Origin of the sequence: Pseudomonas sp. DTU12.3 (assembly GCF_004124275.1) — a bacterium.
Lineage (GTDB): Bacteria > Pseudomonadota > Gammaproteobacteria > Pseudomonadales > Pseudomonadaceae > Aquipseudomonas > Aquipseudomonas helmanticensis.
In genome coordinates this window covers 6123738-6138438 of sequence record NZ_CP027218.1, presented here as the reverse complement: position 1 = coordinate 6138438, position 14701 = coordinate 6123738, and the positions used below count along the sequence as shown (strand labels likewise).

The window sequence follows — 14701 nt, the reverse complement described above, 5'->3', positions numbered from 1 at the left end:
GCCTTCACCGATAACAAGGAGAATTGGCATGACCAGCAACAATCCGCAAACCCGCGAGTGGCAAGCACTCAGCAATGATCACCACCTGGCGCCGTTCAGCGACTTTAAGCAGCTGAAAGAAAAAGGCCCGCGGATCATCACCAACGCCAAGGGCGTTTACCTGTGGGACAGCGAAGGCAACAAGATCCTCGACGGCATGGCCGGTCTGTGGTGTGTCGCCATCGGTTACGGTCGCGATGAACTGGCCGATGCCGCCGCCAAACAGATGCGCGAACTGCCGTACTACAACCTGTTCTTCCAGACCGCGCACCCGCCGGCACTGGAACTGGCCAAGTCGATCGCCGACGTCGCGCCAGAAGGCATGAACCATGTGTTCTTCACCGGTTCCGGCTCCGAAGGCAACGACACCATGCTGCGTATGGTTCGTCATTATTGGGCGATCAAGGGCCAGCCGAACAAGAAAGTCATCATCAGCCGCAAGAACGGTTATCACGGTTCGACCGTGGCCGGCGCGAGCCTCGGTGGCATGACGTATATGCACGAACAAGGCGACTTGCCGATCCCGGGCATCGTTCACATCGCGCAACCGTACTGGTTCGCTGAAGGTGGCGACATGTCCCCTGAAGAGTTCGGCATCTGGGCGGCCAATCAGCTGGAAGAGAAGATTCTCGAAGTCGGCGTCGACAACGTCGGTGCCTTTATTGCCGAGCCGATCCAGGGCGCCGGTGGCGTGATCATTCCGCCCGACAGCTACTGGCCGCGCATCAAGGAAATCCTCGCCAAGTACGACATCCTCTTTGTCGCCGACGAAGTGATCTGCGGTTTCGGTCGTACCGGTGAGTGGTTCGGCAGCGATTTCTACGATCTCAAACCCGACATGATGACCATCGCCAAAGGCCTGACCTCCGGCTACATCCCGATGGGTGGCCTGATCGTTCGCGACAGCGTTGTTGCGGTGCTCAACGAAGGTGGCGATTTCAACCACGGCTTCACCTACTCCGGTCACCCGGTGGCGGCAGCGGTGGGTCTGGAAAACATCCGCATTCTGCGCGATGAAAAAATTATCGAGAACGCGCACAACGAAACGGCACCGTATTTGCAGAAACGTCTGCGGGAACTGAACGATCACCCATTGGTGGGTGAAGTTCGCGGTGTCGGTCTGTTGGGCGCGATCGAGCTGGTGCAGGACAAGGCCACTCGCAAGCGTTACGAAGGCAAGGGTGTCGGCATGATCTGCCGCCAGTTCTGCTTCGACAACGGCCTGATCATGCGCGCTGTGGGCGACACCATGATCATCGCGCCGCCGCTGGTCATCAGCAAGGCGGAGATCGATGAGCTGGTTACAAAGGCACGTAAATGCCTGGATCTGACCCTCAGTGCGTTGCAAGGCTAAGTGCTAGGCTCTGAGCGGGGGAGCTGCGGCGCTCTCGCTCAAAGCTGTCAGAAAGGCTGGTCTTTTCTTGAAAGACCGCCTCGGATCTTGCCAGACTAGCCGCGGTTCCAGTTGTCCGGGTTCGGCCGCTGAACAAAGTGGTTCAAAAAAGAAAAATTTGGAGCATTACGCATGAAGGCATTAGGCAAAAAGCTCGCTGGCAAGACTCTGCTCGCCATGTCCCTGATGGGAATCATGGCGGCTGCGGCTCAGGCGGACGACAAGGTGTTGCACGTCTACAACTGGTCCGACTACATCGCCCCGGACACCATCAAGAAGTTTGAAGACGAGTCGGGCATCAAAGTCGTCTACGACGTCTTCGACAGCAACGAAACCCTCGAAGCCAAACTGCTCGCAGGCAAGTCCGGCTACGACATCGTCGTACCGTCGAACAACTTCCTCGCCAAACAGATCAAGGCCGGTGTCTACCAGAAGCTGGACAAGTCCAAGCTGCCTAACTGGAAGAACCTCAACACTGATTTGCTCAAAGCCGTGTCGGTCAGCGACCCGGGCAACGAGCACGCTTTCCCGTACATGTGGGGCTCGATCGGCATCGGCTTCAACGCCGAGAAGGTCAAGGCTGCACTGGGCGCCGATGCACCTGTCGATTCGTGGGACCTGATCTTCAAGCCGGAAAACGCTGCCAAGCTGAAATCCTGCGGCATCAGCCTGCTCGACTCGCCAACCGAGATGATCCCGGTGGCGCTGCACTACCTGGGCCTGCCAACCGACAGCCAGAAGAAAGAAGACATCGACAAGGCTGAGGCGCTGATCATGAAGGTCCGTCCTTCGATCGCCTACTTCCACTCGTCCAAGTACATCTCTGACCTGGCCAACGGCAACATCTGTGTGGCCGTGGGTTACTCGGGTGACATCTACCAGGCCAAGTCCCGCGCGGCTGAAGCCGGTGACAAGGTGAAAGTCAGCTACAACATTCCGAAAGAAGGTGCCGGCAGCTTCTACGACATGGTCGCCATCCCTAAAGATGCCGAAAACGTCGAAGGCGCCTACAAGTTCATGACCTTCCTGCAGAAGCCGGAAATCATGGCGGAAATCACCAACGCCGTACGCTTCCCGAACGGTAACGCCGCTGCAACTCCGCTGGTCGATAAAGACATCACCAGTGACCCGGGCGTTTACCCACCGGCTGACGTGCTGGCCAAGCTGTACGCGATTGCCGACTTGCCGGCCGCGACCCAGCGCATCCTGACCCGCAGCTGGACCAAGATCAAATCGGGTAAATAAGCCGGTTTGCAGCAACAACCGCTGGCCGTCGTCCCCCGCGAAGGCAGCCAGCGGATTAATTAAATGACAGAAAGTTTTGCTGGAACGGTTTTTGAGGGTAAGTTGCGCGCCGGTTTTGTTGCCGGGCAGCCATGGCTGTCATGCAGCGCGGGGCAACTTGGGCCCAACTAATTTAGAGGACCTCCACTTGCCTATTTTTTCTTCTTTGCGCAAAGCCCTGCTGGCCACCGCTGGCCTGACGATTGCTGTCGGTGCCCAGGCCGCCGGTACGGTGCATATTTATAACTGGTCGGATTACATCGGCGAGACCACCCTGGCAGATTTCCAGAAAGCCACCGGGATCAAACCGGTCTACGACGTATTCGATTCCAACGAAACCCTGGAAGGCAAATTGCTGGCCGGGCGTACCGGTTACGACGTGGTCGTGCCGTCGAACCACTTCCTCGGCAAGCAGATCAAGGCGGGCGCGTTCCAGAAGCTCGACCGTGCGCAACTGCCGAACTATTCCAATCTCGACCCGGCGCTGCTCAAGCGTCTGGAACAGAACGATCCGGGCAACCTGTACGCCGTGCCGTACCTGTGGGGCACCAACGGCATCGGTTACAACGTCGATAAAGTCAAAGCCGTGCTGGGTGTCGACAAGATCGATTCGTGGGGCGTGTTGTTCGAACCCGAGAACATCAAGAAGCTGCAGAGTTGCGGCGTCGCGTTCCTCGATTCGGCGGATGAAATGATGCCGACCGTGCTCAACTACATGGGCCTGAACGCCAACAGCACCAATCCCAAGGACTACGAAAAAGCCACCGCCAAGCTGCTCGCGGTGCGTCCTTACGTGACCTACTTCCATTCCTCGAAATACATCGGTGATCTGGCCAACGGCGACATCTGCGTAGCCATCGGGTTCTCCGGCGATATCTTCCAGGCCAAGCACCGTGCTGAAGAAGCCAAGAAGGGCGTGAACATCGCCTACTCGGTACCGAAAGAGGGCGGCGCGCTGTGGTTCGACATGCTGGCGATTCCGAAGGATTCGTCGAACGTGAAGGAGGCTCACGCCTTCATCAACTATCTGCTGAAACCTGAGGTGATTGCCCAGGTCAGTGATTACGTCGGATACGCCAACCCTAACCCTGGGTCGGACAAGCTGATGGAACAATCCATCCGCACCGATGAGTCGGTGTATCCACCGCAGGCCGTTATCGACAAGGCCTACGTATCGACCGAGTTGCCACCGAACATTCAGCGCCTGATGACCCGCAGCTGGACCAAGGTCAAGTCGGGGATGTAAGGCACACACTATCCTGGGTTCGCCTTGCGGGGCGGACTGCATCGTTTTTTTCTGGGAGTTTCGTAAATGGCAGTTGCCTCCGGCGCCTATAAGAAAGCCCTCGAGGGCGACCAGACACCGAAACAGGTGTTGGTCAAAATCGACCGGGTCACGAAGAAGTTCGACGAGACGATTGCCGTGGACGATGTGTCCCTGGAAATCAAGAAGGGCGAGATCTTCGCCCTGCTCGGCGGTTCGGGATCGGGCAAATCCACTCTGCTGCGGATGCTGGCAGGGTTCGAACGGCCCACGGAGGGGCGCATTTTTCTCGACGGCGTCGACATCACCGACATGCCGCCGTACGAGCGACCGATCAACATGATGTTCCAGTCGTACGCCTTGTTCCCGCACATGACCGTGGCGCAGAACATCGCCTTCGGCCTCAAGCAGGACAAGATTCCGGCGGCTGAAGTCGACGCCCGCGTGGCCGAGATGCTCAAGCTGGTGCAGATGAGCCAGTACGCCAAGCGCAAGCCGCATCAACTGTCTGGCGGTCAGCGTCAGCGTGTGGCACTGGCGCGTTCGCTGGCCAAGCGGCCGAAGCTGTTGCTGCTCGACGAACCGATGGGTGCACTGGATAAAAAACTGCGTTCGCAAATGCAGCTGGAGCTGGTCGAAATCATCGAGCGCGTGGGTGTGACCTGCGTAATGGTGACGCACGACCAGGAAGAGGCCATGACCATGGCCGAGCGCATCGCGATCATGCACCTGGGCTGGATCGCCCAGATCGGCAGCCCGATCGACATCTACGAAACCCCGACCAGCCGTCTGGTCTGTGAATTCATCGGCAACGTCAACATCTTCGAAGGTGAAGTGATCGACGACGCCGAAGGCCACGCGACCATCACCTGCAAGGACCTCGACCGGCAGATCTACGTCGGCCACGGCATCAGCACCTCGGTGCAGGACAAGTCGGTCACCTACGCGATCCGCCCGGAGAAACTGCTGGTCACCGCCGATCAACCGACCTGCGAGTACAACTGGTCGAGCGGCAAGGTGCATGACATCGCCTACCTCGGCGGTCACTCGGTGTTCTACGTCGAGTTGCCAAGCGGCAAGCTGGTGCAATCCTTCGTTGCCAACGCCGAACGCCGCGGCGCACGTCCAACCTGGGGCGATCAGGTTTACGTGTACTGGGAAGATGACAGCGGCGTGGTACTTCGCTCATGAACATGCGCAAATTCAAACGCCGCCTCAATCGAATAATCCCCAATGGCCGGCAGCTGGTCATCGGGGTCCCGTTCATCTGGCTGTTCCTGTTCTTCATGCTGCCGTTCTTCATCGTCCTGAAGATCAGTTTTGCCGAAGCCGACGTGGCCATCCCGCCGTACACCGAGATCTACACGTACGCCGAGCAGAAGCTGCAACTGCTGCTGAATCTGGGCAACTACTCGATGCTGGCCGGCGACGAGTTGTACATCGCCGCCTACCTCGGCTCGTTGAAGATGGCGCTGATCAGCACCATTCTTTGTCTGGTGATCGGCTACCCGATGGCCTACGCCATCGCCACCGCGCGTAAAGAGATGCAAACGGTGCTGGTGCTGCTGATCATGATGCCGACCTGGACCGCGATCCTGATCCGCGTCTACGCGTGGATGGGCATCCTCAGCAACAACGGTCTGCTCAACGGCTTCCTGATGAGCATGGGGTTTATCGACGAGCCGCTGCAGATCCTCAACACCAACCTGGCGGTGTACATCGGCGTGGTTTACTCGTACCTGCCGTTCATGATCCTGCCGCTGTACGCCAACCTGGTGAAGCATGATCAAAGCTTGCTGGAAGCAGCTTCCGATCTCGGTTCGAGCACCTTCAACAGTTTCTGGAAAATCACCATTCCGCTGTCCAAGAACGGGATTATTGCCGGCTGCATGCTGGTCTTCATTCCGGTGGTCGGCGAGTTCGTCATCCCGGAACTGCTTGGCGGTCCAGAAACCCTGATGATCGGTAAAGTGCTCTGGCAAGAGTTCTTCAACAACCGTGACTGGCCGGTAGCGTCTGCGCTGGCGGTGGTGATGCTGGCGATCCTGATTGTGCCGATCATTCTGTTCAACCGCAGTCAGGCCAAGGAAATGGAGGGTAAAGAATGAAGCGCTTCCGTTTCTCCAGCCTGATGCTGGTCCTGGGTTTGTTGTTCATCTACCTGCCGATGCTGATCCTGGTGATCTACTCGTTCAACGCCTCGAAACTGGTGACGGTGTGGGGCGGCTGGTCGATCAAGTGGTACGTCGGCCTGCTCGACAACACGCAACTGATGGGTTCGGTATTGCGCTCGCTGGAAATCGCCTGCTACACCGCGGTCGCCGCGGTGGCACTGGGCACACTGGCAGCATTCGTGCTGACGCGCATCACCCGCTTCAAGGGCCGTACGCTGTTCGGCGGCCTGGTGACGGCGCCGTTGGTGATGCCGGAAGTGATCACCGGTCTGTCGCTGTTGCTGCTGTTCGTGGCCATGGCGCAGATGATCGGCTGGCCGCAAGAGCGCGGCATCGTCACCATCTGGATCGCTCACACCACGTTCTGTGCGGCGTATGTGGCGGTGGTGGTGTCGGCGCGTTTGCGTGAGCTCGACCTGTCGATCGAAGAAGCGGCGATGGACCTCGGTGCACGGCCGTGGAAGGTGTTCTTCCTGATCACCATCCCGATGATCGCGCCATCGCTGGCGGCGGGCGGCATGATGTCCTTCGCCCTGTCGCTGGACGACCTGGTACTGGCGAGCTTTGTCTCCGGCCCGGGTTCGACGACCCTGCCGATGGAAGTGTTCTCGGCAGTGCGTCTGGGCGTGAAGCCTGAGATCAACGCCGTGGCGAGCCTGATTCTGCTGGCGGTATCGATCGTGACTTTCATGGTCTGGTTCTTCAGCCGCCGCGCCGAAGAAGCCCGCAAGAAAGCCATCCAGCAAGCCATCGAAGAAAGCGCAGCCGATTCGTGGAAGCAGCCGGACGTGCGTCGCGCACCTTCGCCGGAAGCGGCTTAACAGCAAAAGATCGCAGCCTGCGGCAGCTCCTACAGGGAACGCATTCCAATGTAGGAGCTGCCGCAGGCTGCGATCTTTTGATTTTGCCCTCAGTTCACCCAAGGGGAGTTGCGGATGACTTCGACGAAGTTCATCGGCTTGAACCCCGGCTCCTGATCTACCAGCACATCGGTCTTCACATTGCCAAACGTGGTCTGCGGACGGTGGCGCAAGCCATCGGCAAACGCGCAGATGATGCACTCCTTGAAACCTTCCCCACGCGGGTGCGCATGCACCACCGCTTCACGCTGCACGGTGCTGAACGCCGCGTAATCCATGCCCAGCACGTCCATTTCCACACCAGCCGTCACCAGCGCCACGGTTGGGCGCAGATGCTTCGGCACGCCCGGTGTGGTGTGCAGGGCAATCGACAGCCAGACCTGTTCGATGTCGTCATCGCTCAACCCGTACGGCTTGAGAAACGCCGCCGCCGCGTTGGCACCGTCGACTTCAAAGCGCTCATCATCGCTGCGATGGCCTTCGACCAGACCGAGGTCATGGAACATTGCGCCGACATACAGCAGCTCGGGGTCGTAGGGCAGTTGCTGGCGTTCGCCACTCAACGCGCCAAACAGAAATACCCGGCGCGAATGGTGATAGAGCAAGTCGGACTCGATGTCGCGGATGTAGTCGGTGGTGGCCCGGGCGAGGGCGCTGTCAGGGATTTTGATGCCGGCGATGGTGCTGCTCATAACGGTTTCCTCGTCGAAAACGCCGTCGTGGCGCTGATGGACAAAGTCTGTTCCCTGAGACGCTAAACGGACAATCAACGCATGGCTGCGATCCTTGCCAATCCACCTGCAAATCGTGCCAAGCTAAAAGATCGCAGCCTGCGGCAGCTCCTACAGGTATCCACCTACCCATGTAGGAGCTGCCGCAGGCTGCGATCTTTGCTTTGAAGGGGAATCAACAGCCATGAGTAAAACCATTGCCATCGTGGTGTTTTCAGGTGTGCAGGCGCTTGACGTCACCGGCCCAATGGATGTGTTCGCCGAAGCCAATCGCTTCCTCGCGCCGCAAGATCACTATCAGCTCGAAGTGATCGGCCTGGAAAAAACACCGATGGCCTGTTCCAACGGCTTGATCCTCAACGCCCATCGCCATTTCAACGAAGCCCTCGACGCCTATGACCTGCTGTTGGTCGCCGGCGGGCCGCAGCTACCGTTCATGGATTTCGGCAGTGAGTTCGACACCTGGCTGCGCGAGGCCTGCGCTCGCGCTCAGCGCTTTGGCTCGATCTGCAACGGTGCGTTCATGCTGGCGCGCGCCGGTTTGCTGGAAGGGCGCACCGCCACTACACACTGGAACGATGCCGAGGCGTTGGCGCAGTTGTGTCCGTCAACGCGGGTCGAAGCGGATCGCCTCTACGTCGAGGACGGCACGCTCTACACCTCGGCCGGGGTCACCGCGGGGATTGATCTGTCGTTGTATCTGCTGGCGCGTGATCACGGCGCGGAAGTGGCTTTGAGCGTGGCCAAACGACTGGTGGTGTTTACCCAGCGCTCTGGCGGACAGTCGCAGTTCAGTCCGTTCCTCACGCCGCACGCGGAGCCGACGTCGGCAGTGGCAATGGTGCAGCTGTACGTGCTGGCCAATCTCACTGGCGACCTGACCATCGCCGATCTGGCCAATGCGGCGAACATGAGTGCGCGCAACTTCTCCCGGGTGTTTGCGCGGGAAGCCAAGGTTACGCCGGCAGAGTTCGTCGAGCAGGCGCGGGTGGATGCGGCGCGGGTGATGCTGGAAAGCACCACGGCGCCGTTGAAGACGGTGGCGTATCAGTGCGGGTTTCGCGATGCGCAACATATGCGCAGTGTGTTCAACCGCCGATTGGGCGTAACGCCGCAGCAGTTTCGGCTGAATTTTGCGCTGCCACTCTGAAATTCACGGTGTTGCTGATGACCCCTTCGCGAGCAGGCTCGCTCCCACATTTGGAATGCGTACTCCTGTGGGAGCGAGCCTGCTCGCGAAGGCGTCAGTCCAGGCAACCTAGAACTATTGTGCAGCCCGCGCCGGCAACAGTTTCAAGGTACTGCGCGTATTCGCCGTCACCTCTTCTTCGCTGAAATGCGCCTGCACATACATCCCGTCGACATACGCTTCGGCCTGATCGTCATAGTGACTGTCGAACGGCACGCCACTCTGCCCGACCGGGTTGATCGTCAGACCATGCGCCGGATCGGCGAAGTCCACCAAGCGCCGCGTCGACGGCCCATAAGTCACCGGCCACGGCGCCGGGCCGAGCTTCGCCGAGAGGTTGTTCGGCACTTCGTGACTGCCCGGCGCCGCAAACGGCCCGACATTGAAGATGCGATCCAGCGGCTTCTGCTGTCCCAGCGGATGCCCGTGAGTCAGCGTGTGCGCCGCGCCCCATTGCCATCCGGCAACATCGTCGCCGAGGGTCAGTTTCAGATGCGTCATGCTCGCCGCCCACGCCGTGCGCACGACGTCGGCGCGTGTTTCTTTGGCCGGCGTGTTGCGGTTGTCCCACCACGGTGAGTCGGCATTCGCCGCCAGTTTCGGCAACGCCGAATCGATCACTCGTGTCGATAGCAGCGTGTCGAAAAAGTCATTGCCCAACTCATCACGCATCGCCGCATCGGCGAGGTCGTAGAGGAACTGGTTGAACACCGTCGCACTGACCGAATCCAGCGGATAGTCGCCCGGCCACAGCGCCAGTTGCTCGACCAGTTTCAACTGTGCCGGATCGCTGACCACTTCGCGCAGCACCGGCAGCAATGGCGCCAACACGCGCGGGCCGTAACCGGTCGCCGTGCCGAGTTGCAGTTTCTGATTGGCCTCGTTCGTCCACTTGACGCTCTTGTCGCTAAGCTGACGATTGAGTTGCTGACCACGGTCGGCGAGGTTGTAGTAACCGGGAATCTCCATGCCGGTCGGCGACAGCGGCTGGAAGTTTGCAGAAACGATGTAGCCGCGCGCCGGGTTCTCTTCCTGCGGGTTGGCGCTGAACGGGTAGAAACCGTCCTTGTCCGCCTGATTGCTGCTGCCGTCGAGTATGAACTCCGGCCTGACCCCGGCCGGGCGCTTGGGCAGCAATGCCGAGGCCCACCAGCCGATATCGCCCTTGGCATTGGCGTAAACCAGATTCAGTCCCGGTGCCTGTACTTTCGCGGCGGCAGCGCGGGCCTTGGCCAGAGTGTCGGCTCGGTTGAGCTGATAGAAACCTTCGAGGATCGGATTCGGTGTTTCGAGGAACGCCCACCACATCGCAATCGGCGTTTTGCCGGCAGCGGTGCCCAGCGCATCGTTGACGATCGGACCGTGGGGCGACTGGCGCAGGGTCAGGGTGACGGGCGTCTGTCCCTTCACGTTGATCTGCTGTTCGCTGACAACCATGTCGGTCCACTGGCCGCGATACCAGACCTGATTTGGGTTGTCCGGATTGACCTTCTCGGCGATCAGATCCAGATCGTCGTTCTGGAACATGGTCAGGCTCCAGCCGAAGTCGAGGTTGTGGCCGAGAAACGCGAACGGCACCAGCGCCTGATGATGGCCGTACAGCTCAAAGCCCGGCGCCGACAATTGCGCTTCGTACCACACCGATGGCACCGAGAAACGAATGTGCGGGTCGCCGGCCAGCAATGGCTTGCCGCTCTGGCTGCGGCTGCCGGCAATCACCCAGGCGTTGCTGCCTTCGAACTGCGGCAAGCCGTTGTCGATCAGCGCTTGTTCACTGAGGCGGGCGAGGGCGTTGAGGTCTTTCCAGTCGCCGGCGGCGAGGGCCGGTGCCGGTTTGCCGTGACCGTTGACCAGCACGCCCTTGGGCTGCCAGTCGAGGTCGAAGACATTCAGGTAATCGGCGCCGAGCCGATCGCGCACGTAGGTCAGCAGCGGCTCGGTGCGAAACGCCGCGGCAAAGCTGTAAGCCATGTAGCCGGCGACGCTGATGCTGTCCTCGGCGGTAAACGGCCGTTTGGGGATGCCCAGCACGTCGAACTCGATCGGTGCAGCGTGCGTGTCCTGATACTGGTTGATGCCATCCAGATAGGCTTGCAGGCCCTTCCACGCCGGCGATTGTTTATCGAGGCTGGCGACATAACTGGCGGCGCGTTCACGGATGCGCAGGCTGCGAAACAGTTTGTCGATGTCGAGCAGTTTTGGCCCGAGTACTTCGGCCAGTTCGCCACGGGCGAGACGACGCATGGCTTCCATCTGGAACAGCCGATCCTGGGCATGCACATAACCGAGGGCGCGGTAGAGGTCGGTTTCGTTCTCGGCACGAATGTGCGGCACGCCGCGCTCGTCGTAGCGGACGGTCACCGAACCTTGCAGGTTACGCAGTTCAACCTGACCCTGGCGCGTCGGTTGTTTGCTGTAGACATACCAGCCGACGCCGGCAAGCAGAACAACGATGAGCAAGCCAAGTACGGTGAACACGCGTTTCATGGTGACTCCTTGTGCATGCGGGATTGCCGCCCGTCGGGCTGCAAACAAGTAGCACAGACCCTCTGTGCCGTGCATCGCTGTCCGGGAAAAGTCCGGAATGCCTTACTGCGCCTCCACCGGCCACGGGCAGTAGCAGCCCACCGCCAGGGTGTGCGTGGCGTTGACCGGGCGATCTTCAGTCAGGGCGTTGAGGATCGGTTCGATGAAGCTGTTGCTGGAATTGCAGGTCAGGCCCTCGCTGTACGGACCGAAGTACGCCAGCTTGCCGCTGCGATCCCAGATCGCCACGGCCGGGCTGGCGGGGACCTGTTCGGAGCCGGGCAATACCGTGATGGTTTTCAGGTTGCTGAGCGTGGCGGGCAACTGACCGTGGCTGCCGGTTCTTTGCACGGCGAAGAACTCCACGCCCTTGCCGCTGAACTGTTCGACCATCTCGGTCAGGTGCTGTTGATTGCCGACGTTGCACGGGCACGCCGGATCCCAGAAGTGCACGAGACGAATATTGCCGGGGCCGGCGAGATCGTCGGGCAGGCGCAGCGGATCGCCGGAAAACACTGCGGTGTGCTCGCTGAACGCGCGCAGATAACGCCCCTGAAACCAGTCGTACGCCGCCCACAGCACCCCGGCGCAAATCAGCGCGAGCAGGCTGGCGAACAGTGCGGTGCGGTAGGGCGAACGCATGGTTTTCGATCCTCGAAAGGTCGGCTAGCTTGCCATGTCTGCCACTACAGATGAATATCGCAGACCGATAAAGTCTGTTTACCGTTTTGGAATTCCCGCATGCCCGCCACTTTCGACCCCGATCAAATCCGCGCGAGCCTCAAGCCCTTGGCCGAGTGGCAGCCGTTGTCGGACGAGGCCAAGGCGTACCAGCAGTTCTATAAAACCGATTTTCCCCATCGCGATGTCTGGCGTGGCATGGGTCGTTTCGACGTCGATGGCTACGAACTGGTCAGCCATTGCTGGTGGCCGGAAAAGGTCAAGGCAACGCTGTTTCTGTTGCACGGTTACTACGACCACACCGGGCTCTATCGGTATGTGATCGAGTGGGCGCTGGATCAGGACTTTGCGGTGATCGCCTGCGACTTGCCGGGCCATGGTTTGTCCAGCGGGCCACGGGCGAGCATTCGCGACTTCTCTGAATACCAGGATGTCCTGCAAGCCTTGTTCGCCGAAGCGCAGTCGATCTCGCTGCCGCAGCCGTGGCACTTGTGCGGGCAGAGCACGGGCGGGGCGATTGTGGTCGATCACGTGCTCAACCATGGCGAGGGCAGTCCGGCGCAGGGCCAGTTGATTCTGTTGGCGCCGTTGGTGCGGCCACGCGCGTGGGGCTGGTCGCAACTGAGTTATTACTTGCTCAGGCCGTTCGTCCGAGGTGTCGCGCGGCGCTTCAGCGAGAACTCGAACGATCCGGATTTCTTGCCGTTTCTGCAGGCGGATCCGTTGCAGCCGCAGCGGTTGCCGACCCAATGGGTCGGGGCGTTATCGCGCTGGATCATTCGCGTCGAACACGCGAAAAAAAGTCCGCGACGGCCGCTGATCATTCAGGGACAGGCGGACATGACCGTCGACTGGCAGCACAATTTGCAAGTGTTGAAATGGAAGTTCGATCGACCGCAGATTCTGCTGCTGGCCGAGGCGCGGCATCATCTGGCAAATGAGACGGAGGAGATGCGCGAGGAGTATTTCGAGTTTCTGAGCAAGCGGATCAAGGGCCGCAATCTCTAGAACAAGATCAAAAGATCGCAGCCTTCGGCAGCTCCTACATGGATCGGTGTAGGAGCTGCCGAAGGCTGCGATCTTTTAGGGTTGCCCGACCGCAAGCCCCGCCCGAATCGCCGCCAGGGCGGCCTGGTAATAAGCCTTGCCCTCAGTCGACTCGGCAAACGTCGCAAACTCTTCCAGCTCTTCATCCGACAAGTCGCGATAAACGTAGAGCAGCGTGTTGTTCATGTCCGCGCCGATCTGATCCATCAAACGCTGACGCTGACCATTCAACATGCCCTGCGCCTGACCGCCACCGAGCAGCCCCGGAATCATCGAGCTCAAGCTGTCCGCCGCAACGCCGGCAATCGCCAGGCTGACTTCGGCGCCAGCTTCACGGGCCGGCAGGGCCTGGGCGAGGTGGCCGATGATCAGCAGACGGCTGTCACTGACCTGCATCTTCGGAAGGCCCTTGGCATTTTTCGCCAGTTGGTCGCGGCGGGTCGCGAGCAATTCAGCGGCGACGATTTTCTTGCCCAGTGGCGATTGAAAGAAGGTCAGCGCCGGTTTCGGATCGGCAAGCTTCTGCCGCAGTTGTGCTTCGGCGCGTTGGTCCACGGCCTGTGGAGCGAAGCGCTGGTTGCTGTTGTTGACCAGTGCCTGAAACACCGCAGGCGGCAGGCTGTTCTGATAGCGTTGCTGGGCGGCGCTCAGGGCGTCGTTGAAATGCGCACGTTGATCTGGCCAGCCGGCGACCTTGTACAACTGATCGTGGCCGTCCGCCCAAGCGGGCAAAACGCAGAACATCAACAGTGAAAAAAGCAAACGGCGCATAGGGACTCCTGTCAGCAGCGGACTATTCTCCGTGCGGTGCCGGTACTTGTCGAGAATTCGTAGCAAGCCGCCGCGTGGCTCTGTCGGATTTCTTGCCGCCGGCATACTATGCGCGCCATGCAAATATCCTCTGAACACCCGCTGCTGTTACGCATTGTCGATGACTTGGCCGAACACGGCTGGTCGCAGCAGAACATCTTCCTGCCCGCCGGTTTGACCCGCGAGCTGGCGGCCGAGTGCCGTAAACGCGAGGCCGAGGGCGAACTGGCGCCGGCAGGGGTCGGGCGCGGGCCGTTTTCAGAGGTTCGCGAGGGGATTCGCGGCGATCATATTCAGTGGATCGATCCGGGCCAGGACGATTCCAGCGACCGTTATCTGAACCTGATGGACAGCCTGCGCGAGGCGCTCAATCGTGGTCTGTTCCTTGGCCTGGAAGACTTCGAATGCCATTTCGCGCTATATCCGCCGGGTGCGTTTTATCGCCGGCATGTCGACCGTTTTCGCGACGATGACAAGCGCATGGTGTCGGTGGTGGTCTACCTCAATGACGCCTGGCTGCCGGAGGACGGCGGTCAGTTGCGCATGTACCTCAACGATGAGCGCGTGCATGACGTGCAGCCCACTGGCGGTTGTCTGGTGGTGTTTCTCTCTGGCGAAGTGCCGCACGAAGTGTTGCCGGCGAACCGTGAACGTTTGTCGCTGACCGGCTGGTTCCGTCGGCGTGGCAACGAGCCGTTCTGAT

At 60.1% G+C, this 14701-nt stretch carries 13 protein-coding genes; 9 read left to right on the top strand and 4 right to left on the bottom strand.

The window, feature by feature from the left end; translation table 11 throughout:
• Positions 1–28: 28 nt before the first annotated feature.
• The 6 genes from C2E19_RS28310 (at position 29) to C2E19_RS28285 (ending at position 6975) form a co-directional block, all read left to right on the top strand.
• Entirely contained in the window at positions 29–1393 is a 1365-nt protein-coding gene (locus C2E19_RS28310) for an aspartate aminotransferase family protein (protein WP_064116331.1), read from the top strand.
• Between the two features lie 171 nt (positions 1394–1564).
• Entirely contained in the window at positions 1565–2677 is a 1113-nt protein-coding gene (locus C2E19_RS28305) for a polyamine ABC transporter substrate-binding protein (RefSeq protein WP_008085325.1), read from the top strand.
• 187 nt (positions 2678–2864) lie between these two features.
• Positions 2865–3962 (top strand): polyamine ABC transporter substrate-binding protein, encoded by a 1098-nt coding sequence (locus tag C2E19_RS28300; protein WP_129395969.1) that lies wholly within the window; start codon positions 2865–2867, stop codon positions 3960–3962.
• 66 nt (positions 3963–4028) lie between these two features.
• Positions 4029–5171, top strand: a complete 1143-nt coding sequence (locus tag C2E19_RS28295) for an ABC transporter ATP-binding protein (RefSeq protein ID WP_008085321.1) — start codon at positions 4029–4031, stop codon at positions 5169–5171.
• 35 nt (positions 5172–5206) lie between these two features.
• Positions 5207–6088, top strand: a complete 882-nt coding sequence (locus C2E19_RS28290; protein ID WP_174823987.1) for an ABC transporter permease subunit — start codon at positions 5207–5209, stop codon at positions 6086–6088.
• Positions 6085–6975, top strand: coding sequence for an ABC transporter permease subunit (locus C2E19_RS28285; RefSeq protein WP_129395968.1), 891 nt, complete (start codon positions 6085–6087; stop codon positions 6973–6975). Before C2E19_RS28290 ends, C2E19_RS28285 begins: the two co-directional genes overlap by 4 nt.
• Before the next feature lie 89 nt (positions 6976–7064).
• Here the strand turns inward: C2E19_RS28285 and C2E19_RS28280 are convergent, their stop codons facing one another.
• Positions 7065–7706 carry an HD domain-containing protein gene (locus C2E19_RS28280; RefSeq protein WP_129395967.1) on the bottom strand — a complete coding sequence of 214 codons (642 nt, stop codon included), beginning with the start codon at positions 7704–7706 and terminating at the stop codon, positions 7065–7067.
• A 223-nt stretch (positions 7707–7929) separates the two neighbouring features.
• On the opposite strand from C2E19_RS28280, the gene C2E19_RS28275 reads away from it, so the two are divergent.
• Positions 7930–8895, top strand: coding sequence for a GlxA family transcriptional regulator (locus C2E19_RS28275; protein ID WP_129395966.1), 966 nt, complete (start codon positions 7930–7932; stop codon positions 8893–8895).
• A gap of 114 nt (positions 8896–9009) precedes the next feature.
• Here C2E19_RS28275 and C2E19_RS28270 read toward each other — a convergent pair whose 3' ends face one another.
• Both C2E19_RS28270 and C2E19_RS28265 read right to left on the bottom strand, forming a co-directional pair.
• Positions 9010–11421, bottom strand: coding sequence for a penicillin acylase family protein (locus C2E19_RS28270; protein ID WP_129395965.1), 2412 nt, complete (start codon positions 11419–11421; stop codon positions 9010–9012).
• A 102-nt stretch (positions 11422–11523) separates the two neighbouring features.
• Positions 11524–12102, bottom strand: coding sequence for a DUF6436 domain-containing protein (locus C2E19_RS28265; protein WP_129395964.1), 579 nt, complete (start codon positions 12100–12102; stop codon positions 11524–11526).
• Between the two features lie 99 nt (positions 12103–12201).
• On the opposite strand from C2E19_RS28265, the gene C2E19_RS28260 reads away from it, so the two are divergent.
• A complete protein-coding gene (locus tag C2E19_RS28260) occupies positions 12202–13149 on the top strand; it encodes an alpha/beta hydrolase (RefSeq protein ID WP_129395963.1) in 948 nt (315 codons plus the stop codon).
• A 75-nt stretch (positions 13150–13224) separates the two neighbouring features.
• Here the strand turns inward: C2E19_RS28260 and C2E19_RS28255 are convergent, their stop codons facing one another.
• Positions 13225–13959, bottom strand: coding sequence for a DUF2059 domain-containing protein (locus C2E19_RS28255; RefSeq protein ID WP_129395962.1), 735 nt, complete (start codon positions 13957–13959; stop codon positions 13225–13227).
• A gap of 108 nt (positions 13960–14067) precedes the next feature.
• Here C2E19_RS28255 and C2E19_RS28250 point away from each other — a divergent pair, with 108 nt between their 5' ends.
• Entirely contained in the window at positions 14068–14700 is a 633-nt protein-coding gene (locus C2E19_RS28250) for a 2OG-Fe(II) oxygenase (RefSeq protein WP_129395961.1), read from the top strand.
• Position 14701 lies beyond the last annotated feature (1 nt).

Bases quoted from the DNA above. Each gene is read 5' to 3' on its own strand.
- C2E19_RS28310 (WP_064116331.1), top strand. From the start codon at position 29: ATGACCAGCAACAATCCGCAAACCCGCGAGTGGCAAGCACTCAGCAAT.
- C2E19_RS28305 (WP_008085325.1), top strand. From the start codon at position 1,565: ATGAAGGCATTAGGCAAAAAGCTCGCTGGCAAGACTCTGCTCGCCATG.
- C2E19_RS28295 (WP_008085321.1), top strand. From the start codon at position 4,029: ATGGCAGTTGCCTCCGGCGCCTATAAGAAAGCCCTCGAGGGCGACCAG.
- C2E19_RS28285 (WP_129395968.1), top strand. From the start codon at position 6,085: ATGAAGCGCTTCCGTTTCTCCAGCCTGATGCTGGTCCTGGGTTTGTTG.
- C2E19_RS28280 (WP_129395967.1), bottom strand. From the start codon at position 7,706: ATGAGCAGCACCATCGCCGGCATCAAAATCCCTGACAGCGCCCTCGCC.
- C2E19_RS28275 (WP_129395966.1), top strand. From the start codon at position 7,930: ATGAGTAAAACCATTGCCATCGTGGTGTTTTCAGGTGTGCAGGCGCTT.
- C2E19_RS28270 (WP_129395965.1), bottom strand. From the start codon at position 11,421: ATGAAACGCGTGTTCACCGTACTTGGCTTGCTCATCGTTGTTCTGCTT.
- C2E19_RS28265 (WP_129395964.1), bottom strand. From the start codon at position 12,102: ATGCGTTCGCCCTACCGCACCGCACTGTTCGCCAGCCTGCTCGCGCTG.
- C2E19_RS28260 (WP_129395963.1), top strand. From the start codon at position 12,202: ATGCCCGCCACTTTCGACCCCGATCAAATCCGCGCGAGCCTCAAGCCC.
- C2E19_RS28255 (WP_129395962.1), bottom strand. From the start codon at position 13,959: ATGCGCCGTTTGCTTTTTTCACTGTTGATGTTCTGCGTTTTGCCCGCT.
- C2E19_RS28250 (WP_129395961.1), top strand. From the start codon at position 14,068: ATGCGCGCCATGCAAATATCCTCTGAACACCCGCTGCTGTTACGCATT.